Origin of the sequence: Flavobacterium sp. MFBS3-15, from assembly GCF_026107645.2 — a bacterium.
Lineage (GTDB): Bacteria > Bacteroidota > Bacteroidia > Flavobacteriales > Flavobacteriaceae > Flavobacterium.
Genome location: NZ_JAPCHV010000002.1, coordinates 137,067 through 159,330, shown reverse-complemented (window position 1 = coordinate 159,330; position 22,264 = coordinate 137,067). Strand labels below are relative to the sequence as shown.

The window sequence follows — 22,264 nt, the reverse complement described above, 5'->3', positions numbered from 1 at the left end:
TTATATGTACTCGTTATTTTACGGCATCTACTTTTTCTTTTGCCATTTTAGCATGTTCAAGATGTGTTCTTAATGTTGGAAGCATATTAGCAGCCCACATCCTGATGTCTGCATCAGAGGCCTTTTCGGATGCTTTTTCCATTTTTTCGATCGTTTTTTCATGCCCATCAACCATTTTATCGGTATAAGCCTTATCGAAATCATGGCCGGTCTTTTCGTTTAAATCCTTGTAAGCTTCCTGTCCTTTATCAGTAAGTGTTTCAGGAATGCTGATGTTCTTTTTAGTTGCAGCAGCTTTCAGGTCGGCAAGTGATTTGGTATGCTGGTCAACCATCATCTTACCTAATGCCTGTACATCGGGATTGGTACTTTTTTGTTGTGCGAGCTTGCCCAGTTCTATTTCTTTCATGTCTACTTCGGCTGCAAATATGAGGTAATCGGCGTCTTCTTCCTTATCATCATTTACATCGTCATACTTGGCTTCGTTTTCTTCTTCAGCTACTTCTTTTGAATCTTCCTGCTTATTTTCATCTTTGCAGGCAATGGTCGACATCGACATTGTTACAACGGCTGCACCCAGGAGCGCTTTACCAAAAAATGAAGTCTTTTTCATAATAAGTCTGTTTTAAATTTGTATAAGCTAAGATAAAGCTTATAACCGGGCAAGGGTGTTACCATTATCACAATAAACGTTATCAAAATGCTAATGCTTAACGCTCAAAAGAAAACAATTCCAAATCTTTATTCTCTTTCCCCAATATAAGATCGGTAATGATTTCGGCCGCAATCAGGCTAAAAGTAATCCCATTACCACCAAAGCCGAGTGCGAAATAACTGTTAGGCAGCTTATCATATGGGCCAATATAGGGTAATCCATCCTTTGTTGTGCCGAATGTGCCTGTCCAGCTAAATTCCGGCTTAAATTCCAATTCAGGAAACATTTTATCAACATCTGCAGTAAGTTGCTTTGTCTTTTTATCGATAAGCTTGTCGCGCTTTACAGGGTCACGGAAGTCCTCATCCCTACCCCCTACCAGCACCCGATTGTCAGGGGTTGTACGAAGGTAAAGATACGGGTCGGCAGTATTCCATATAAGGACATCGTCCTTCCAGAATTTTCTCTCGTTGTACTGCTCGCTCACTACGGCGTAAGTGGAAAGTAGCTCAACAATTTTTTTGTCAATATAGTTTACAACCTCATAACCTGTTGCATATACAAGCTTCTTGCAACGGATGGTATATCCATTCTCCGTTTTAAGCACTACACCATTTTTGGAGTGCTTGATATCAATTATCGGAGTACGGTCGAAAATATCATTGGCTTTCCCCTTTTGATGCTTGTGTTGCAATAGGCAATGCGCGAGCATGTAGGCATTGGTTTGTGCACCCTGGTCAGATAAAATGGCTCCATATCCCTTAAAACCAAATTCTTTTTCCAATTCATCTGCTTCAAGATACCTTACTTTAAAGCCAGCCAGCTTTCTGGCCTCATATTCCTTCTTCAGGTTATCCACATCTTTCTTATAAGCTGCATAGTAAAGGCTTTTCTTTTTTTCAAAATAATCAACCCCACGTTTCTTTACAATCTCTCCAAGAACATCAATCGCGTGGCTGCATAATTGATACGCTCTCTCCGCCTTATCACGGCCTATCATTTCGGAGAGTTTGTGCAGTTGCACATCAATCTCATACTGCAGCAGTGATGTACTGGCACTCGTACTGCCAAGGCCAATTGTGCGTGCATCAACTGTAACGCACTTTACTCCGGCATTTATAAGGTAATACCGTACAAGGGCACCTGAAATGCCAGCACCCATAACCACCACATCAGTGTCAATATCATGGTCGAGCTTCGGAAATGTAAATGGGAGACCGTCTTTTACCAGCCAGAACGGGTAACCTGCTTTTAGTGTCATAATTGAATGATTACATACAAATGTATCGGTTTTGGATGGGTGTTATTTGACAGTTATTTAATTATAGGAATAATTTAACTGTTGTTCCATCCCCAAAAAAATGCATAGCTTTGCGGTAATTAACCTCTACAATGATCAACCCTTCTGCCAGTGGCTGGATAGATAAGTTTTTTGGACTTCTAAAGAACACGCGCCCAATAGCCCAGAATTCACATGAATTTTACAGGGCTGTACGGGATACAGGGTTCATTTATGGCCATGTAGTTTCATTCAACAATATTGATAAAAAAGAGACTAAAGGCTGGACAATAGAAGAAACAACAAAAGCAGCACTATTAAACACATTGTACAATGTACATGTAAGGGTTACTAATGAAGAGGACACGAAAGCATTTATCAGCAGGGCTATAGCATTTTACAAGCAGATGACACCCGATGGATTTAGCCTGCTAAAAAAAGTATTGCCTACCTCTCCAAGGAGCCAGCAACTGGAGGAAATTCTTGAGGAACGCATCAAGACCAATGACAATGTGTTCAGCAGAAGTTTTTCACACATACTGACTAATGCGCTCATTGTTATGGATGTACTGGCCTTTCGTCAATATCTGTTAAACAATGAAATCCCTAGTGAATATCTGAGAAAGCTGGAAGAAGCTGTACTCAGCATCGTTTCGCTTGCACTAAAAAATAAAAGCAAAACTACTGACTATGATGATCTTTTGATTAAGCTTTTCGAATCATCAGTTCGCTACACAAAATTTTCAGCTATAAAAGCAGACGATTTCAGTAAGCTTGAACTAGGATATTTCGAGTCTAAATCCGAAAAAAACTACCTTCTCGATATGGCAGGTATGGCTATATGGACGGATGGTACTACTGAAGAGAGTGAAATTGATTTCCTGTACCGCCTGGCATCTGAACTTGGCCTTGGAGAAGATATAGCTGCAGAGAGTATAGCATCATTTGATGTATTTATCCGTCAAAACAAAAAAAATATCCCCTACTTTAATTATTCAAACCCTGTAAAACATTTTTATGACCACGCGGCCCAAAGCGTAAAACTGCTCATTAACCGCAACAAGGCCAGATTTATAAAAGAGCTTTCCAACAATGGTGAATTGATGCTGCTCCTAACCCATTCTACCCATCGCACACTCGATGCAAAGGAGAAGAAAAAAGTAAAAAAACAGCTTTTGGAAATATGTAAAACAGTGCCCTCACTTACTATTTTTCTTTTACCCGGAGGAAGCCTGCTACTACCGTTGTTGATCAAGTTCATTCCGCAATTGCTACCTACGGTGTTTAACGAGAATCTGGAGGAGAATGAGTAAAAAATGACCGCCCTTTGGAGGCGGCCATTCATCAATATCAAGATTAGAACTTTAAGCGGCTTACCTTTTCCAGTTCCGTATTGTCGCAATAATTCACTTCAAGGTCTTTTACCACACCTGTATCAAGGCCGTATACCCAACCATGCAGGCATAGTTCCTGCCCATTTTTCCAGGCATTTTGCACAATAGATGTCTTAGCAAGATCACTAACCTGCTCTTTTACATTCAATTCGACAAAAGCATTGAATCTGTCATGCTCATCAATAATAGAATCAAGGTATTGCCTGTGGTGCCTGTACACATCTTTAATGTGCCTTATCCAGTTATCAATCAACCCTATTGAATCATTCCCCATTGCCGCTTTAACCCCACCGCAACCGTAGTGGCCACACACAATAACATGCTTTACCTTAAGCACATTTACAGCATAATCAAGTACACTTAGCATATTCATATCACTATGTACTACCATATTGGCAATATTTCTGTGTACGAACACTTCGCCCGGCTGCGCGCCGATGACCTCATTGGCAGGTACCCGGCTGTCAGAACATCCAATCCACAATAGCGGCGGAGACTGGCCCTTCGCAAGCTTGTTGAAATATTCGGGATCTGCAGCCAACTTTGTTTCAGACCATATTTTGTTGTTATCTAGTATCTTCTTATAAAAATCATCATTCATTTTCATAATTAACTCATTCTTATGTTTAACCCAAACGGGAATTAATTTTCTGTTTTATTGTTCTTTTCTTTATGCTCTACAAATACCTTGCTTGTATCTGTATTTTGAAGTTCGTAAGCTTTTTTAAACCCTACCAGCTTCACTTTTATATTCATCTCTATCGCTTTTATGTCCCTGAATTCCTGTATCAGGTCCAGCACATCATGCGCAATATATACAGTGTCAGATGCATCAACCACAACTTCCGAGTTTTCAGGAAGATCATTCAGGGTCGACTTGATTGCTGCCTTATTAAGAAACGATACTTCCTGAGCAAGATCGATATGGATAATGTCTCCTGCGGCATATTCTTCTTTCCTGAAGTTATAGGCCCTTTTCAGGTTACCTCTCAGCACGAATATAATGCTTATTATCATACCTAAAGCAACCCCTTTTAAAAGATCGGTCGCAACAACAGCTATCAAAGTCGCTATAAATGGTATGAACTGGTATTTTCCCTTGTCCCAAAAATGCTTCAGCTTTGCCGGATTTGCAAGTTTATATCCAACTAAAAGCAATACTGCGGCGAGCGTAGCAAGCGGTATCATATTCAATACCAACGGAATTGCAAGCACACATACAAGTAACAAACTACCATGTATTATAGTAGACATTTTAGTCCTTGCACCGGAATTTGCATTTGCCGAAGAGCGTACTACAACGGATGTGATGGGCAGGCCGCCAATAAGACCGCTAAGGATGTTGCCTATACCCTGCGCCCGCAATTCATTATTGGTATTAGTATAACGCTTTTGCACATCCATCCTGTCTGAAGCCTCGATACATAATAAAGTTTCGATAGAAGCTACAACGGCAATAGTTACTGCAGTAATCCAAACCTGCGTATTGGATATTGCGGAAAAATCCGGCATGATGACAAAACTCTGCACATCGGCAAATGAAGTTGCTACAGGCAAAGTCACCAAGTGTGCATTTTCCAACGCCAAATGGCTTCCTGTAGAAATAAAGAGCTGATTTATAACTATTCCTGCAACTACTGCAACCAGTGCTCCCGGCAATATTTTAAGCCTCTTTAGCGCTGGGATTTTGTCCCACAATACAAGAATTGCAAGAGAGACAATCGAAATGATAACAGCACCTCCTTCGAATCGGCTGATGATGTCGGGTATATCTGAAAAAAAATTGCCCCCGTCATGCCTCAAAAGCGATTCATCACCTTCATTGCCTTTATCATACCCTACGGCATGCTCCAATTGATTAATGATGATAATTACACCAATGCCTGCAAGCATCCCTTCTATAACATTGGAAGGGAAATAATTTGATATGCTTCCCGCTTTAAGGAAACCTAAAACAAGCTGGATAATACCTGCAAGAAATACTGCCAGCAAAAAAGCCTCGAAGCTGCCAAGTGTAGCTACTGCGGTAAGGACTATCGAAATAAGCCCGGCAGCCGGTCCGGAAACACTAATATGGGAATTGCTTATAGCCCCAATAACTATACCGCCAATGATACCTGCTATAATACCGGAAAGCGGCGGCGCTCCAGAAGCAAGGGCAATACCTAAACACAATGGCAATGCCACAAGGAAAACCACAAGCCCTGATGGAAAATCGGACTTTAGGCTACCTAAAAGATTTGTTTTCTTTGTCATATCCCGAATAATATATATATATATAATGATGTGCCGAACACAATAGTGTCCGGATGCCAAATGGCAAATCTGGATTATATATATATTTCGGGAGGTGGAGAGAGTATTTCTCCGGCAAGATTATTGTGCTTTTGAAGATTAGCCGATTTTATAATGGCCGATCTTTTTGCCTGAATGAAAAAAGCAACACTGAATTCTGTATACGGTGCTGCTTTTACTTCTTTTATTTCTTTTTGTATTTCTTCTTCTGTGAGACTGTAAACCACAGACACATCTGCATCATCTTCAATCAGGCTAACTAACGTAGGAGCTGCCAAAAAAGAGATAAATAAGAAAAGTACTATGTTTACTACGAATTTCATCGTAGCGAAGATAGGGATTTTTATTTATTAACTATTTTATCAAATGTTATATTTCTTCCTCACTCCAGGCTTTCATCATCCACATGGTTTTTTCCTGCTCTTTAATGAAATCACCCATCATAGAGTTGGTGCCCTCATCATTAATCTTCGCTGATTCATCCAGGATAACTCTTTCAATTTTAAGAAGGTCTGCCAATGAAGTCATTATCAGATTAACTGCATCGGTATCCTTCGAAATATTTTTGCCTACCTCGAGCCTGTTATTTGCTATATAATCATCAAAAGTGTGCAACGGTATACCTCCAAGAGTAAGTACCCTTTCAGCAATCATGTCAATTTTCAGCTGGGCATCATTATACAATTCCTCAAATTTCACATGAAGATCAAAAAAGCGTTTCCCTCTAATATTCCAATGAATACCCCTCAGATTTTGATAGTATATTTGAAAATTTGACAAAAGTATGTTTAGTTCTGCAGCAATCACCTCTGCCTCTTTAATGGGTAGCCCTAAAATATTTATCTCTTCTTTTTTTTGTTTGGTTTTCATAATGCTTTTTATTTGTAAGTTTTTACATTCATAAAAGTAGAGTAAATTTAATTATAAAAATTATAGTCATTATCAATCGTTTTTATAATTTTATCATAAAATCTATACATGACAATTACACAGTTACATTATGTACTTGCCGTTGCCGAGAACAAAAATTTTACCCTTGCGGCAGAAAAATGTTTTGTTACGCAACCTACTTTAAGTATGCAGATCCAAAAGCTTGAAGAAGAGCTAGATGTTCAAATATTTGACAGGGGAAAAAAACCGATACAACTTACCGAGGTTGGACAAAAAATTGTCAATCAGGCCAAGAGCATTGTAAGCGAATCGGATAGAATAAAAGACATTGTAGATCAGGAAAAGGGTTTTATAGGTGGAGAGTTTAGAATAGGCATCATACCCACCATAATGCCAACACTGCTACCTATGTTTATAAGCAACTTTATCAACAAATACCCAAAAGTACACCTGATTGTTGAAGAGCGCACCACGGAAGAAATCATAAAAATGCTGAAAAACGGCCAGCTTGACGCAGCGATTGCAGCTACGCCGTTGGAAGAGGAAAGCATTAAGGAAGTTGTATTATACTATGAGCCATTTGTAGCATACGTACCGGAGAATAACGCAGCCTATCAGAAAAAAGATTTTGAAGTTGAAGATCTTGAAATCAACCTTAGCAGCATACTCCTGCTACAGGACGGGCATTGTTTCACTAATAATGTACTAAACATCTGCAAAACCTCAGTTATGCCGCAAGACAGTCAATTCCGTATACAAAGCGGAAGTTTTGAAACCATGGTAAAACTGGCTGATGAAGGCCTTGGCATGACTCTACTTCCCTATCTGAATACAATAGACATGTCGGACAAAGCGAAATCAAAGTTACGTCATTTTAAAGACCCCAGACCTTCGCGTGAAGTTAGCCTGATCTATTCGAGAAAAGAATTGAAATTACACATTATCGATGCACTCCGCAGTACTATAGCAGGGGTTGTGAAAGGAGCTATTACCTTTCAGAATGTTGATATAACAAGCCCTCTGCACAAGAAAAATTAATCCAAAAATCTAAAACAAGAAGGAGCCGTTTATGGCTCCTTTAATTTTCTATTGTTCAACGTACACAAGACAAGCTTTTAATTCAGGCTTCCCAATCGTAAAATTGTTGAGCCAGTCAATCAGTTGTTCAATCTCGTAAGGCAACAAGATTTTTACGGCCTTTTCTACTTCTTTACAAAACAGTTTTGGGTCAAAGCTTACACTTTCCAAAACTTTTTTTGTATAGCTAAACATAGGTCTTGGCATATTCCTTTTTAAAGATTATAAGTTAAAGGTGATAAGAACGAATATGTAAAAATAACAAATAAAATGATTCAGCAATAAAAATTTTATATAATTAAATCTGATTAAAATGATAAATTATTAATTATTTAACATAGATTTAGATTTTTATTGCGCGAAGCATTTCGCGTTTGCCTGGTGGACCCGGAAGTTTTTCGGTTTGGAAACCTACTGATTGCATGGCTTTCTTAATAACTGTTCTGCATGCATAAGTTATTAATATTCCATCCTTTGTGAGTGCATTGTACATTTTTCTAAAAATTTCTTCACTCCATAAATTCGGCTGCGCATGATAACCAAAAGCATCAAAATAAATAAGGTCAAAAGCATTTACATCTTCAATATCACTAAAGAACTGCCTTCGCTTAGTTAACTTAAATTTATTATTAAGATAGGTCTTTTCACCCCATTTAGACGTATGCATGGCAGTAAAGACTTCTGAAAATTCATCGGCTTTCAGTTCGGCAACATAATTAAGCATTGCAGCTTCTGCAGCATCAATAGGAAATGCTTCAACTCCTGTATATTCGATTTCCTGCCCGCTTTTTACCGACTCAAGATATGTAATGAAGGCATTTAGGCCTGTGCCAAAACCAATCTCCAAAATAGAAACAGTCCGTCCCTGAATAAGGGACAGCCCGTTATGTATGAATACATGGTATGCCTCTTGTATGGCACCAAATCTGGAATGGTAGGTCTCCTTCATCTCGGGAAGATAAATTGTTACCGATCCGTCGTTTGTAGTAATGATCTGCCTTTCCAAATTATTATTTTATGTATAGCTTTTTTATTCTCGGTATAGGTCCTTCACATTTCTGCTCATGGCAAGCGACACAGGCCGAAACGGCATTATTAAAATGCGATTTTGCATTTACAGGATCTTTATAAATCATTTCCTGCGCTTTTATGAATACTTGTGCCTGTTCCTTAAAAAAAGCATCATTATCACTTTCATCAGTCATTGCAGAAGCATGTATCTTCAGGAAATGCTGCGGAAACCTTCCTATGGTGTCTCCATTGGCAATGCGGTTTTTAAGTTCCATATTTTCTGCATACATACGCTCCATGAGACCTGCCATTTCAGACATCTCATACATTTGGAATTCCTTATCTTTTTTAACAGTCGGTTTTTCTTTTGCTTTCATATCAACCGCCTCTCCATCTTTCTTACAGGAACCCATAACAAGCAACCCTGCTGCAAATAATAGTGAAACCCTCATTATTTACTTATCAATACGCCGTCGGCCATAAATTTATATTCAATTTTGGGTTCGGTAATCTTTGCGATTTCAGCGTCCGACTGCCCACCGTCTTTGGCGTAATGCTTAAGCTGTGCAACCGAAGTTTCGCTCACAAATGCCTTCCCACTTACAATAGCATCAGAATTAGAAGCGTTCAGGGGGACGAAGAAAGCGTAATCTTTAAATTTTACAAAAGATTCCTTGCCATTTGGAAGTTCCATAGCCATCCAGCAACCTTTTTTCTGGCAGACATCTTTTATCCTTGATTTAAATTTTACAGAAACGGTATCGCCCGGTTTCAGGTTTTTATATTTAGCGATCATCTGCTCTTTGGTAAGGGCTTTATCTGCCGAAATTTTACTCCCGAAAGATGCATAATCAACCATAACAGCCTGTACAGGCTCAACAATCTCTATCTTTTTCAGGGGCTCTGTTTTGCCGGAAATTGAAGCTGCAGTTTCTTTTTCTTCTTCCATTAAGGCTTCTGAAACTGTATCAGTATCAACATGTACAGTATCTTTTGTGGTCTCAATTACAGTTTCTTCGGTCTTAACCTCAGTTTCTTTATTTTTTTGGCAGCCAATCATTACTGTGAGGGCGGCAGCCATAATTATTACTTTTCTCATTTTGGCTAAATTTTGTTTAGAGGCAAATTTATACAGAAAGTTGAAGCCCGCAAATGTAATGGCCCAATATTTTGCTTATTCTTCTTTTATTCAGCCCATTAATTTTTTTAATTGCTATTATTTCTTACTAAAGAGGCTTTGCGATGATTTTTTACTAAATTTGTTTAACACAACTAACCTAACCTATACTGCTGATAATGGGCGAAAACTACACTGACATTGTTATTAATAAGGCACTTTCAAGCCATATTGGAGATGTCGATTTTGAAAACCTTTCTTTTGGGAATATTTTTACTGACCATATGCTGGTGTGCGACTTTAGGAACGGTGAATGGGAAACTCCTGTGATTAAACCTTATGAACCTTTTCTGATCGACCCTTCTGCTAAAGTATTTCATTACGGGCAGGCTATTTTTGAGGGAATGAAAGCTTATAAAGACGAAAATAATGACGTCTGGCTTTTCCGCCCCGACCAAAATCTTGACCGTTTCAACAAATCGGCCGAAAGGTTGGCAATGCCCTCTGTTCCTGAGGAAATTTTTATCGGAGGGATGAAAAAACTCATTAACCTTGAAAAAGAATGGGTGAAAAAAGGCAAAGGTAATTCATTATACATAAGGCCCTTTATGATAGCCATAGGTCCGGGTGTTATAGCCGCCCCATCTACTCAATACCGTTTCATGATTATCCTCTCTCCTGCACGCTCCTACTATTCGGGAGAAGTTAGGGTAATAATAGCCGAACATTATAGCCGTGCAGCCAATGGAGGAATTGGCGCAGCAAAAGCAGCAGGGAACTATTCTGCTCAATTTTACCCAACGAAACTGGCCAATGAAATGGGCTACCAGCAGATCATCTGGACCGATGATGCAACACATACCAAACTTGAAGAAGCAGGCACTATGAACGTGTTTTTCAGGATAAATGATACTTTATATACGGCTCCCACGAGTGAGAGAATACTGGACGGAGTAACACGTAAAAGTATTATTGAGCTTGCTGCCAGGGAAAACATTAAGATTGAGGTACGCTCAGTATTAGTTACTGAACTTATTGAAGCTGCTGAAAACGGATCATTAAAAGAAATTTTTGGCGCAGGAACCGCAGCAGTTATCAATCCCATAGTGGGTTTCTGCTACCAGGACAAGTACTATGAGCTTCCTAAACTTGAAAATCCGATAGCGCTCGAACTTAAAGAAAAACTTACAAATATACAGTACAAACTGGCCGAAGATACTTTCGGGTGGACTGTGAAAATATAGTCAATTTTGAGCCAAAACATTGATACCGTGTTGCAATTACTAAAATAAATGAAGCCCAAAATTTAAACTTTTTGGGCTTCGTCATGTATCATGGGGTAAGCTCAGTAAATACTGGGCTTGAGCTAATATTCAAGTATTTTAGTAAAATCGGGCTTAAAATAATCCGGCCCCTTCATTACCTTGCCGTCTTCCCTGTAAATAGGCCTGCCATCGGATCCAAGCTTGCTCATGTTGCTGCGCTGAATTTCCTCGAATACTTCTTCTATCTTATATTGTAGGCCATGCTCTATAATAGTGCCACACAAAATATACAGCATGTCGCCAAGTGCATCTGCTATTTCAACTATGTCGTTATTTTGGACAGCCTCAAGATATTCTTCGTTCTCTTCTTTCATTAAATTGTATCTCAAGAGGTTAACAGTATCCCCAAGGTCACCTTTAGGTATCTCACTTATTCCAAGACCAAATGAGGCATGAAACTGTTTTACTGAGTCAAGTTGTTTTTTCATGGTAATATAAAATTTATCTTTCCAAATTAATTAGAAATAAAACTCCAAACCCTTAGCTTTGTAAAAAGATTTCAACATGTTTACAACAGGCCAATTGGTATTTGCAGGATTATTCATTGTAGCATTTGTCATAGCAATGGTATATGTATACCGTAAAGACCTTGCACTACATAAAAAATATTATAAAGGCAGCTATTGGATATTGATCGCTTTCATAGCGTTTATAGGTATTTTGTTCTTTATCAAATATTTTACAAAAGATAATTCTTAAAATATTCTTAATAACTCTTTATCTAAAATCCCCATTAATGGGGATTTTTTATTTACTTTATGTTCCTGAAATTTGTAATCATAACCAATAAAAATTCATATTATGCCTAATTTAACTTACACTGTAACTGGTGAATTTAGTGAAACCGAAATTGAATTGTTTGCGAATCTTCCGGCACTAACGAATGACGATTATGAGTTTGGCCACATCCACAATATATCCTGTAAGGATGAAGGAGGCGGGCAGATAAATGCATTACTGATACACATGAAACTGAAAAGTGACGATGATTCAGAACTTTCCTGGAACGGTTCTGACCCGGGAATTGCAATTCCTGTAATTACCCCAACAACCTCAATGACAAACCATCCGGACGCATCTGATTTTGATTGGGAAGATTCAGATGTACTCATAATCCTATATCATGAGCCTCCTACAGCCGCTGATGTTTCAAGTATGCAAAAAGAAGCGCATACCATATATAATACTGTCAAATATGCCGGCCCCTTCTCTGTAACCTGGGCAATGAAGAAGCTTGAAAAAATTTGGGACAAATCGACTGAAAAAAATGAATTGTTTGAGATTGCTTCAAAATTCTTTAACCCGAGAAAAGCGGGTATGACCATCATTACAAAATCGTGATAAATTTTAAACACACTTTTTTGAATCTAATTATAATCCTGCCGGCAATGTTACTATGTGCCGGCATGGTTTATTCTCAACATACAGGGCAACTTGAGGACATAGAGTCTGATATTGCTGCCTACGACTATAAAACTGCCAAAACATCGTTGGAAAGAATTGTGGAGCAAAAGCTTACCAAACCTGAAAAAGCTTATTATAATTATCTGTTTGGTAAATATTATGACAACAACAACCACGAAGAGCTTGCTTATAATTACTATTTAAAGTCCAAAGCACTCTACAACCAGATTGACAGCACCGACCGTGCAATGGAAATCAACTACCATCTGGCTTTTCTGCTCAGTGCACAGGAAAAAAACAAAAGTGATTATCAAAAATACCTTAATGAATACATGAGTTATGGAGAAACTCTTGACGACCCAAAAAAACTTGGGCAATACTATGCAAGACTGGCAACCTTCAGCATAAATTCAAAAGATTATAAAAAAGGGCTTGGGTACTTTAAAAAAGCAAAAAACTACCTCAAAATTGCAGATAATCCAGAAGTGGAGGCAACTATAGATGTTAACCTCGCTTCATTATATATAAATGATCTTAACAAACCTGACTCGGCTCTTTATTACCTAAAAAAAAACCTGGCTTACCTAAACTCTATTACTGGCAAAAAGCGCAGGGAGACTACAATATGCCACAATTTTGTAAACCAGGCTGCCGCATATTACTATCTGGAAGATTATAAAAACGCAATAACATCGCTAAAAAAAGCCGACAGTGTGCCTATTAAAGGTAATGTTATAAAGAACAAACAATACATATACGAATTTCTTTATACCAATTATGAGGCTGCAGGTGATTATCCCAATGCTTACAAATTCCTCATTCTGAACAAAAAATTTTCGGACAGCGCAAAAACAGAGGAACAAAATATTGCTATCAATGACATACAGGTAAAATACAGGACTAAAGAGAAAGAGTTAGAAAACATAAAGCTGAAAAATAAAAACAAAACAAAAACAATTTTGCTTTACACCTTTACAGGGTTGCTTATTGCTGGCATTGCAATAGGGTGGCTAATCCTGAAAAATGCCAGACGAAGAGAGAAAATATCCCGACAGGAAAAACTTATTGAGCAACAAAAGCTTGAAAAAGCACTTAAAGATTATGAGCTCCATAGCATCGACCTCATGCTGGAAGGCCAGGAAAAGGAAAGGCAGCGCATTGCCAACGACCTGCACGACAACCTTGGTAGTATGCTGGCCACACTAAAAATCAATTTTGAAAACCTGAAGCTTCGCAAAAACGGAATGAAAGAGGATGATAACAGGCTTTATGACAAAACGGACGAACTTATTGAAGAAGCTTATCAAAAAGTCCGAAGACTTGCACATGCTAAAAATGCCGGTGTATTTGCTAATGAAGGTCTTATTCCGGCCATAAACAAACTTGCAAAAAAAGTATCGGTACCGGAAAATCTCTCTATTCAGGTATCTGCATTCGGTTTTAATGACAGGTTAGAAAATACTATAGAAATAACTATATTCAGGATGGTACAGGAACTCACCACCAATATTGTAAAGCACTCGAAGGCAACAGAAGCAGAAATAAGCCTGACGCATCATGATGAAAACATAAACATCATGATTGAAGATAACGGCATAGGAATGAATGCTGAGAAAACTAAAATATCCGACGGAATGGGATTGGATTCCATAAAGAAAAAAGTTGCTCAGCTTGGCGGGCAATTCAATATAGACAGTAAACCACATAACGGGACAACCATAATTATAGACTTACCAATATGATAACAGTAGCAATTGCAGAGGATCACCAATCATTGATAGACGGCATAAAACTGTTTATGGAATATGAAGACGACATAAAAATAGTTGGTGAAGCTAACGATGGCGAAAGGCTTTTGGAAATTGTTCGCCTGAAAAAACCTGATGTGGTGCTAACCGATATCAGGATGCCAAAAATGGATGGTATAACTGCTACACGCCAAATAAAGAAGGAAATGCCCCAATGTAAAGTGATAGCTTTCAGTATGTTTGAGCAAGATGAAGCCATTGCACAAATGGAGACGGCAGGAGCATCAGGCTACATTCTTAAGAATTCATCCCTAAAAATGGTGATTACTGCAATACGTTCTGTCATGAATGGTGAAACTTTTTTTGATACTTCCCTCAAAAAAAGCAATTTAATAAAAAAGGAAAGCAGCGATGTGCCGCTAAGCAAAAGGGAACAAGAAATCGTAAAACTCATTGGGGAAGGAAAAACCTCACAAGAAATTGCCGATTTATTGTTCATTGAAAAATCTACTGTGGACACACACAGGAAAAATATCCTGAAAAAACTGAGCCTTCAGGGAAAAAGCGAGTTATTGAGGTATTCTATGGAAAAAAAATACGACTTCTGATTTTTTAAGATTTCATTAGTAGTAAAAATACCCTTTAATAGGTATTTTTTAATAGTGTTAAAAACGTGAAATTTGCGATAATAACTTAATTATCAACCTTCAAATTTTCTACTAATGAAAAAAATTAAACAAATTTCAGCAGCATTCGTGCTAATCTTTGCCGGTGCTTTTGCAGTATCATGTGAAGAAGAAGAAACATCATCAGTAAGCGACGACTGCTATGATGACCTCATTGAGCTTTCAGATATACTGGTAGCAAGAAGCAATACTTTTTCAAACAACCCTACTTCTTCAAACTGTAGTTCACTAAGGACTGCCGCACTTAACCTTCTTGATGCAGCCCAGGATTGCGATGAATACGGCTACCTGTATGAAGAAACAGCACAGTACTGGATTGATCTTGACTGTAGCGACTTTGATTAATTATGTAATTAACCTTTAATGGTTAGTTTGGGTTTGAGGGGGAGAAAATACCCATAAATAGGTATTTTTTCCCCTCCTTTTTAAAAGTAATATTGTGTAACTATTTTAAGAATAGCTTAACAAAGCAAATATTTAATATTTTTGCCCTTATTAATCAATAAAATGAAATTATGAAAACCAGTCCTTTTAAATTTATTGCAGCACTTGCTTTAGGATTTACCCTTATCAACTGTGGTACGCCAAATGTACAACGCGTAAGCGAAAACACAGTTACCGACCTTAGCGGAAGGTGGAACGAAACTGACTCAAGGCTTACAGCCGAAGAGATCACTGCTGAGATGATGGAACACTCATGGTACAGCACTTATGCAGCTGAGAATGGCGGAAAGAAACCCGTTATCATAGTAGGCATCATCACAAACAAATCGCATGAACACATTGCCTCTGAAACTTTTTCTAAAGACATTGAGAAAGCGATTATCAATTCAGGAAGGATGAAACTGGTACAAGGCGCCGACAAGCGTGAGGAAATCAGGGCTGAAAGGGCCGACCAGCAAAACTTCTCATCTCAGTCTACCATGAAGAAATTCGGACTTGAAAATGGAGCCGACTTCATGCTTCAGGGTACAATAAACTCTATTGTAGACCAAGCAGGAAAAGAAAAAACAATTTACTATCAGGTTGACCTTGAGCTCACCAATATCCAGACAAATGATAAAGTATGGATTGGCGATAAAAAGATCAAAAAATATCTTGGAAACAAGAAAATGTAATTTCACAACCCAATTTGTACCAATCACCTAATTATTTATACTAATGAAAGCATCCAAAAACATTATTGCTGCTTCCCTTCGCATAGGGGTGCCGGTACTGTTCTTGATTGCCCTTCAATCCTGCGGGACTTATAATTCGAAGACGTCAGAGATCGAGAACGACCTTTTGACCGGCAATTTTGACAATGCCATAGCAAACATCGACAAGAACAAGTTTTTGCAGAAGGACAGGAACAGGCTACTTTACCTGTTAGAAAAAGGCAAGCTGGAACACCTGAAAGGCAACTATGAGGCCAGCAATAACCTCTTGGAGGAGGCTTACATTATGATTGACGACAAAATCAAAACCAATGTAGGGCAAGCCATCGCCGGAAAGTTTACCAACCCGATGGCTGAGCCTTATAAAGGGGAAGACTTTGAAAAAGTTACAATCCATTACTATAAGGCCCTGAATTATTTCCAGTTGGGAATGCCGGATGAAGCTCTTGTTGAAGCTAAAAGGATCAACATAAAGCTTCTTGAATTCAACGAAAAGTATTCGGAAAACAAGAATAAATATACCGAGGATGCTTTTTCGCAAATACTACAGGGAATATTATATGAAAGTACCGGCGATATAAACAACGCCTTTATCGCTTACAGGAACGCTGAAGAAATTTTCAACAGAGACGGCGGGCGCTTTTTTGGTGTAGCCATGCCGGAACAACTTAAAAAAGACCTGTTGCGTACCACTAAGCAACTTGGATTTATCCAGGAGCACAATGATTACCGAAAGAAATTTAATGTTGACCCTGATCCGGTTCCTGTAAAAAAAGAAACCGCAAAAAAAGGTAAGGGAAAAGGCAAAAAGGAAGTTAAGGAAGAAAAAATTCCTGAACCGGTTGTAGTACCGCAACCAACCGGAGAGGCCGTAGTTTTTTGGGAGAACGGCCTTGGCCCTGCCAAAGATCAGATTGTAATTACCGCGTCGGGCGGAAGTGGCGTGTTCTATGGCAGTTACATGGACGGCGAGGAATTTGTTGAAATACTTATACCCATACCTCCCGGAACTGACATTGGCAGCATCAACGCTATTGCCATTCCAAAATACCGGAAAAGGGATAACTATTACAGCAAAGCAGCTATTGAAGTTGATGGCAAGGAGCAAGTGTTTGAACTTGGACAGGACTTTTACCCTATTGCCAAACAATGTCTTAAAGACCGTATGCTTAGGGAAACAATTAACCTGGTACTTCGTTTTGCGACTAAAAAAGCAGGAAGTGCTTTCCTTGGCGCTTTGGCAGAACAGGCCCTTGGCAGTACAGCCGGACAAGTGACCAAGCTTGGTGCAGATGCAGCAGGTGCGGCAACAGAAAAGGCAGATACCCGAAACTGGCAGTCGCTACCGGCAACTATTAGTTATGCAAGAGTTCCGCTTAAAGAAGGTGATAATAAATTTATACTGAGAAAGTACGGGCCACAAGGCATAGACACCGACACATTGACAATACCTTACAAAAAAGGACTTCAGATTGTAAATTATTTTGACCTTGGGCGAACACAGGTAGTCCCTGTTGACCCTGCAGCTCTTCAGGGAATGGTTAGCATGTTAGCCGACAGGAAGGAAAATTCGAACTCTACAGTGCCAAGCACTACTTCTTCAGGCAATAATAGTACATCCCTAGGGCTTTTTGGAGGCAATGCTACACAGCAGAGTACTTCAACTACAACTGCTGTGACACAGTCTCCGGTAAGCTACAAAGCCACTCCGTCAGGAGTTACATTGCTTAGCGTTATAGACAAGTATATTGCGGCAATAGGAGGTGTAGAAAAGGTACAGGGCATTAAAACACAATACATGCGTGCTACCATGACTTCATCTTATAAAAATACGCAACAACCTACCTCTAGTGAAGTTCTTGTAAAAATTAGCGGAAACAACAGCTACAGCACTGTCACAATGAACGGTAAGAACATAATGACCAGCCTTATAAATAACGAAGGGGCATATACAATTACCGAAAGAGGTAAGCGTAAAAAAATGAATAAATCCGTTGCCGACGTATACAGATCAAACTACAGGGACATCTATGAAACATGCATGTTGCCCGTACAAAATGGAGGTACACTGGAAGGCGTTACAAATTTTGGGAATGAAGATGCCTACGCCATCAGCTTTACGGATCCGGCTTCAGGAGTTATTATTACAAACTTTTACAGTGTTAATAGCGGATTAATAATCGGCTCCGCTTCAATTGTGAAAGCGGTAGGCATGAAGATGTATTCTACTAACCTGTTTTCAGATTACAGGAATGTCAATGGTGTTATGTTTCCATTCAAAATGACATCTGTCAACGAATATGGCACTACGGAAATGGTGTATAATGAAGTAAAATTCAACGAAGGCGTTAACGATACTGACTTTCAATAAAAAGATATGAAAAAACTACTTGCATTACTATTCATTTTAGCCGGCTTAACCATGAATGCCCAACAAAATAAGGGTGTATGGGATAACTGGCAAAAAACAAGCTGCTACAGCAAAATTTCCTTCAGGCTGAAATATGAAGGGAAAAATGGTGAGCAATACAAATGGAAGGTTCAGTTCAGGAATGATTTTCCCGAGCTTATATCTTTCAATTACCACATTACAGACAAGCTCGGTGAATATAACCTCACCACACACAGAAAAGCGCTTGAAGCCGGGCGGACCAGCCCCGAAATTGAACTTTTTACACAGGAAGAGGATATCTACCTACTGGTAGATAAAGTAAGCCTCTCCCCCTACCCGCAGGATTTTATTGACTGCGACCATAAATAATCATTAGGCCTTCGGGCCTTTTTTAATTGTATACCAATGAAAAGATTTCTCATCCTTTTGCTTTCTTTAACGGCCATATGCTCAGCACAGGAAAAAAAGAACTACAGACCCTTGCTAAAGGATTTGAACAAAATGCTTAAATCTGCTGAGGAATTCAGTTGGATGTACGAACCTGACTTTACTACGGTACAATCCTACGAGGTGGATGAGGATGGAAAGTTATCAGTAATAATTAAAGGGAAAGCCGGTGATGCGGAGGTCATCCACAAATACGAAGCACCTTTAAATGAAATTTACGATTTTGTTATGGATATCTACTATGTAATCTCCTTTAAATCAAAATCTGTAATCATATCTGAGTTAAAAGAAGGCAAATGGATTGAAATTGAGCGAAGAGATTTTTTTCATCTCGGCAAGCCAAAAGAGGAAGACGCCCACAAATGGTCCCACAAGCTGCGTGCCGATTTCAATGAACTTTATCCCCTCGAAAATGAGTATGAAGACATGGATTAATGCATAAAAAGTAATTAGTTTGTTAAAATAAATATTCCTATTTTTACGACAAACTAAAATTTTTCATTTTCCATGAAAATTGTAAAATACGTATTTCTCCTGCTGTTGCTTTCAGCCATTGCAATTACTGTTTTTATTGCTACACAGGATGGAAAATATGATATTACAAAAGAACAGGTAATAAAAGCACCCAAAGCGGTGCTTTACAATTATATAAGTGAGTACCGAAACTGGGAAAACACAGAAATAATCAGTGACAGCACTGCTACCTATACTTATCCTGAAGTTACTTCAGGCAAAGGTGCTTCGATGGCTTGGAAGAAAGACAACACTGAAGGCCGAATTACTACTGTAAATTTAATGGAATCTGACTCCATCATTCAAAAGGCAACTATCGACGGGCTGGACTCTGAAATGGCCTGGAGCTTTAAAGATACCTTAGGAGGTACAAAAGTTAGGGTAAGGATGCAGGGAAAGCTCAGTTTTCAGGAAAAAGCCTACGCTTTACTAAAGGGGCATGCTGGTGAAAAAATGGAAAGCGTGCTTGAGAAGGGATTAAAAAACATAGGTATATTCCTTGTGGATGAATTGGCTAAATTTAACGTCGAAGTTAAGAATCAGGTTACTAAAACTGGTGGTTTTTATATAGGACAATCCGTAAACTCAAAAACAAGTGATGTTCAAAAGAAAGCCTTGGAAATATTCCCTAAACTTGCCGCATTTGTAAAAGAAAACAAAATCGCTACCAATGGCGCTCCATTTATTTTGTATAAAAAATTCAGCACACAAAGGGACAGCGCATATTATATGATTTGCTTTCCTATAAAGGAAGAAATGTACACAGCACCAGGAAGCGAATATGAAGGTAACAGGCTTGAAGCGTTCCAGGCACTGAAAACTACTTTGAAAGGAGACTATTCCCATCTGCCTAAAGCCTGGGCCGCAGCAAGGAAACATATGGCTGAAAAAGGTATACAGGAAAATACCAGCAGCCAGTATGTCGAACTTTTCAGTAAAGGAACAGCTCAAACCAAAAGGCCTTCGGAATGGGTAACTGACATATATATTCCTATTGGAGCCCCTGCCCCCACCACACCTGAAGCCGCCGAAAATAACCTGAGTCCTGGTGACATTCCGGTTCCTACAGGTAAACCGGTCGCGAAACCTGCTGAAGGTATTGCTAAACCTGCATCAGGATCAGCAGGGGCGACTAACCGCCCGGCAGTAAAGCCTACAGGTCAATCAACAACAAAACCACAGCAAAAGCCTGCTACCAATCCTTAAAAAAACGTTACACATATATTTCATAAAAAAACAGCAAGGATAATACCTTGCTGTTTTTTTATAATTGTATACGATTAAGAATTATCTCGAATAATTGGGTGCTTCTTTAGTAATCGTTACGTTGTGAGGGTGGCTTTCAGAAATACCGCTTGACGTAATTCGCACAAATCTTCCAGTTTCCTGAAGCGTTGGAATGTCTTTAGCTCCGCAGTAACCCATACCCGCACGAAGCCCGCCCACAAACTGAAGCATGCTTTCAAAAAGTTCGCCTTTATATGGTACACGGCCTACAATGCCTTCGGGAACCAACTTCTTCACATCGTCCTCTACGTCCTGGAAGTAACGGTCTTTAGAACCCTCCTTCATGGCCTCTACAGAACCCATGCCACGGTATGACTTGAATTTTCTGCCTTCAAATATGATAGTTTCACCAGGGGATTCCATTGTCCCGGCCAATAGTGAACCCAACATCACACAATCGGCACCGGCAGCAATTGCTTTCGGTATGTCGCCTGTATAACGGATACCGCCATCGGCTATTACCGGTACACCAGAGCCCTTAAGCGCGGCAGCTACTTCGAGTACAGCCGAGAATTGTGGGAAGCCGACACCTGCCACCACCCTTGTAGTACAAATGGAACCGGGGCCAATGCCCACTTTTACTGCATCAGCCCCATTTTCTGCGAGGTATAGTGCTGCTTCAGGAGTAGCAATGTTACCTACCACTACATCGAGCTGCGGGAATTTGGCTTTTACTTCTTTCAATACATTAACTACACCCTTGGTATGCCCGTGAGCCGTATCGATGATTACTGCATCTACTCCGGCATTTACGAGTGCTTCTGCACGCTGTACAGCATCGGCAGTAACGCCAAGGGCTGCAGCAACCCGAAGGCGGCCAAATTTATCTTTATTGGCAATGGGCTTTTGTGTCAGCTTGGTAATATCGCGGAAAGTGATAAGCCCTACCAGCTTATAGTTAGCATTTACCACAGGTAATTTCTCAATCTTGTTCTGCTGCAGGATGCCTTCGGCAACATTAAGCGTAGTACCCTCACCTGCTGTTACCAGATTTTCGGAGGTCATCACTTCCAGTATGGAACGCTGGTTATCCTTTTCAAAACGAAGGTCGCGGTTGGTTACTATTCCTTTAAGGATTCCGTCAGCATCTACCACAGGAATACCTCCGATCCCGTACTCGCGCATTACATTCTTGGCATCGCCAACATTGGCACTAAGCGGCAACGTAACCGGGTCTATGATCATCCCCGACTCAGCACGCTTGACTTTACGAACCTCAGTTGCCTGCTGTTCAATAGTCATGTTCTTGTGAAGAACACCTATGCCTCCCTCCCTGGCCATTGCGATAGCCATGGCACTTTCGGTAACGGTATCCATTGCGGCAGAAACCACAGGAACGTTGAGTGTAATGTTGCGTGAAAATTTAGACTGTATGCTTACTTCGCGGGGTAAAACTTCAGAGTAGTTAGGAACAAGGAGAACATCGTCGTAGGTAAGGCCTTCTCCGATGATCTTGGTTGTGTGTGCTTTCATCGTTGCAATTTGTAGTTAAATTGCATGCAAATATAGTGATTTTTAATATACAAATATCAAATAGGGAAACACAAAATTGAGTGGGAGGTAAAATGCACTTGTTTATTTGTGCA

General features: G+C 39.5%; 24 protein-coding genes. 13 read left to right on the top strand and 11 right to left on the bottom strand.

The window, feature by feature from the left end; genetic code table 11:
• Nucleotides 1–13 precede the first annotated feature (13 nt).
• Both OGH69_RS02725 and OGH69_RS02720 read right to left on the bottom strand, forming a co-directional pair.
• Complete coding sequence (locus OGH69_RS02725; RefSeq protein WP_265172902.1) at nt 14–613, bottom strand: DUF4142 domain-containing protein; 600 nt, start codon at nt 611–613, stop codon at nt 14–16.
• Between the two features lie 97 nt (nt 614–710).
• Complete coding sequence (locus tag OGH69_RS02720; RefSeq protein ID WP_265172901.1) at nt 711–1,916, bottom strand: NAD(P)/FAD-dependent oxidoreductase; 1,206 nt, start codon at nt 1,914–1,916, stop codon at nt 711–713.
• 131 nt (nt 1,917–2,047) lie between these two features.
• Between OGH69_RS02720 and OGH69_RS02715 the strand changes: the two genes are divergently transcribed.
• The gene (locus OGH69_RS02715; RefSeq protein ID WP_265172900.1) at nt 2,048–3,247 is read left to right on the top strand and encodes an LETM1-related biofilm-associated protein; all 1,200 of its coding nucleotides are present in this window, start codon (nt 2,048–2,050) and stop codon (nt 3,245–3,247) included.
• Between the two features lie 43 nt (nt 3,248–3,290).
• Here the strand turns inward: OGH69_RS02715 and can are convergent, their stop codons facing one another.
• The 4 genes from can to OGH69_RS02695 all read right to left on the bottom strand — a co-directional run bounded on the left by can (nt 3,291) and on the right by OGH69_RS02695 (nt 6,493).
• Nucleotides 3,291–3,929, bottom strand: coding sequence for a carbonate dehydratase (gene can, locus OGH69_RS02710; RefSeq protein ID WP_265173102.1), 639 nt, complete (start codon nt 3,927–3,929; stop codon nt 3,291–3,293).
• Nucleotides 3,930–3,970: 41 nt separating this feature from the next.
• Nucleotides 3,971–5,584 (bottom strand): SulP family inorganic anion transporter, encoded by a 1,614-nt coding sequence (locus tag OGH69_RS02705; RefSeq protein WP_265172899.1) that lies wholly within the window; start codon nt 5,582–5,584, stop codon nt 3,971–3,973.
• Between the two features lie 74 nt (nt 5,585–5,658).
• A complete protein-coding gene (locus OGH69_RS02700; protein ID WP_265172898.1) occupies nt 5,659–5,946 on the bottom strand; it encodes a hypothetical protein in 288 nt (95 codons plus the stop codon).
• A 46-nt stretch (nt 5,947–5,992) separates the two neighbouring features.
• A complete protein-coding gene (locus OGH69_RS02695; protein WP_265172897.1) occupies nt 5,993–6,493 on the bottom strand; it encodes a Dps family protein in 501 nt (166 codons plus the stop codon).
• A gap of 108 nt (nt 6,494–6,601) precedes the next feature.
• Here OGH69_RS02695 and OGH69_RS02690 point away from each other — a divergent pair, with 108 nt between their 5' ends.
• Nucleotides 6,602–7,552 carry a hydrogen peroxide-inducible genes activator gene (locus OGH69_RS02690; RefSeq protein ID WP_265172896.1) on the top strand — a complete coding sequence of 317 codons (951 nt, stop codon included), beginning with the start codon at nt 6,602–6,604 and terminating at the stop codon, nt 7,550–7,552.
• Nucleotides 7,553–7,934: 382 nt separating this feature from the next.
• On the opposite strand, the gene mnmD is transcribed toward OGH69_RS02690, so the two are convergent.
• From mnmD to OGH69_RS02670, 3 genes are read right to left on the bottom strand one after another with little or no spacing between them, the layout of a single operon-like run.
• Nucleotides 7,935–8,597, bottom strand: coding sequence for a tRNA (5-methylaminomethyl-2-thiouridine)(34)-methyltransferase MnmC2 (gene mnmD, locus OGH69_RS02680; protein ID WP_265172894.1), 663 nt, complete (start codon nt 8,595–8,597; stop codon nt 7,935–7,937).
• A 4-nt stretch (nt 8,598–8,601) separates the two neighbouring features.
• Entirely contained in the window at nt 8,602–9,054 is a 453-nt protein-coding gene (locus tag OGH69_RS02675; protein ID WP_265172893.1) for a hypothetical protein, read from the bottom strand.
• Nucleotides 9,054–9,701 (bottom strand): DUF4920 domain-containing protein, encoded by a 648-nt coding sequence (locus OGH69_RS02670; protein ID WP_265172892.1) that lies wholly within the window; start codon nt 9,699–9,701, stop codon nt 9,054–9,056. Before OGH69_RS02670 ends, OGH69_RS02675 begins: the two co-directional genes overlap by 1 nt.
• Before the next feature lie 197 nt (nt 9,702–9,898).
• On the opposite strand from OGH69_RS02670, the gene OGH69_RS02665 reads away from it, so the two are divergent.
• Complete coding sequence (locus tag OGH69_RS02665; RefSeq protein ID WP_265172891.1) at nt 9,899–10,963, top strand: branched-chain amino acid aminotransferase; 1,065 nt, start codon at nt 9,899–9,901, stop codon at nt 10,961–10,963.
• Between the two features lie 122 nt (nt 10,964–11,085).
• On the opposite strand, the gene OGH69_RS02660 is transcribed toward OGH69_RS02665, so the two are convergent.
• A complete protein-coding gene (locus OGH69_RS02660; protein ID WP_265172890.1) occupies nt 11,086–11,472 on the bottom strand; it encodes a nucleoside triphosphate pyrophosphohydrolase family protein in 387 nt (128 codons plus the stop codon).
• Nucleotides 11,473–11,548: 76 nt separating this feature from the next.
• Between OGH69_RS02660 and OGH69_RS02655 the strand changes: the two genes are divergently transcribed.
• The 10 genes from OGH69_RS02655 (at nt 11,549) to OGH69_RS02610 (ending at nt 20,597) form a co-directional block, all read left to right on the top strand.
• Complete coding sequence (locus OGH69_RS02655; protein WP_265172889.1) at nt 11,549–11,743, top strand: hypothetical protein; 195 nt, start codon at nt 11,549–11,551, stop codon at nt 11,741–11,743.
• Nucleotides 11,744–11,845: 102 nt separating this feature from the next.
• Nucleotides 11,846–12,385, top strand: coding sequence for a hypothetical protein (locus OGH69_RS02650; RefSeq protein ID WP_265172888.1), 540 nt, complete (start codon nt 11,846–11,848; stop codon nt 12,383–12,385).
• A gap of 20 nt (nt 12,386–12,405) precedes the next feature.
• The gene (locus tag OGH69_RS02645; RefSeq protein ID WP_265172887.1) at nt 12,406–14,190 is read left to right on the top strand and encodes a sensor histidine kinase; all 1,785 of its coding nucleotides are present in this window, start codon (nt 12,406–12,408) and stop codon (nt 14,188–14,190) included.
• Nucleotides 14,187–14,804, top strand: coding sequence for a response regulator transcription factor (locus OGH69_RS02640; RefSeq protein WP_265172886.1), 618 nt, complete (start codon nt 14,187–14,189; stop codon nt 14,802–14,804). Before OGH69_RS02645 ends, OGH69_RS02640 begins: the two co-directional genes overlap by 4 nt.
• 147 nt (nt 14,805–14,951) lie before the next feature.
• Complete coding sequence (locus OGH69_RS02635; RefSeq protein WP_265172885.1) at nt 14,952–15,227, top strand: hypothetical protein; 276 nt, start codon at nt 14,952–14,954, stop codon at nt 15,225–15,227.
• 170 nt (nt 15,228–15,397) lie between these two features.
• Nucleotides 15,398–16,000 (top strand): penicillin-binding protein activator LpoB, encoded by a 603-nt coding sequence (locus OGH69_RS02630; protein WP_265172884.1) that lies wholly within the window; start codon nt 15,398–15,400, stop codon nt 15,998–16,000.
• Between the two features lie 43 nt (nt 16,001–16,043).
• A complete protein-coding gene (locus OGH69_RS02625; RefSeq protein ID WP_265172883.1) occupies nt 16,044–18,410 on the top strand; it encodes a hypothetical protein in 2,367 nt (788 codons plus the stop codon).
• A 6-nt stretch (nt 18,411–18,416) separates the two neighbouring features.
• Nucleotides 18,417–18,800, top strand: a complete 384-nt coding sequence (locus tag OGH69_RS02620) for a hypothetical protein (protein WP_265172882.1) — start codon at nt 18,417–18,419, stop codon at nt 18,798–18,800.
• A gap of 36 nt (nt 18,801–18,836) precedes the next feature.
• Nucleotides 18,837–19,313, top strand: coding sequence for a hypothetical protein (locus tag OGH69_RS02615; RefSeq protein WP_265172881.1), 477 nt, complete (start codon nt 18,837–18,839; stop codon nt 19,311–19,313).
• 72 nt (nt 19,314–19,385) lie between these two features.
• Nucleotides 19,386–20,597, top strand: a complete 1,212-nt coding sequence (locus OGH69_RS02610) for a GyrI-like domain-containing protein (protein ID WP_265172880.1) — start codon at nt 19,386–19,388, stop codon at nt 20,595–20,597.
• 81 nt (nt 20,598–20,678) lie between these two features.
• On the opposite strand, the gene guaB is transcribed toward OGH69_RS02610, so the two are convergent.
• The gene (gene guaB / locus OGH69_RS02605; protein ID WP_265172879.1) at nt 20,679–22,151 is read right to left on the bottom strand and encodes an IMP dehydrogenase; all 1,473 of its coding nucleotides are present in this window, start codon (nt 22,149–22,151) and stop codon (nt 20,679–20,681) included.
• Nucleotides 22,152–22,264: the final 113 nt, after the last annotated feature.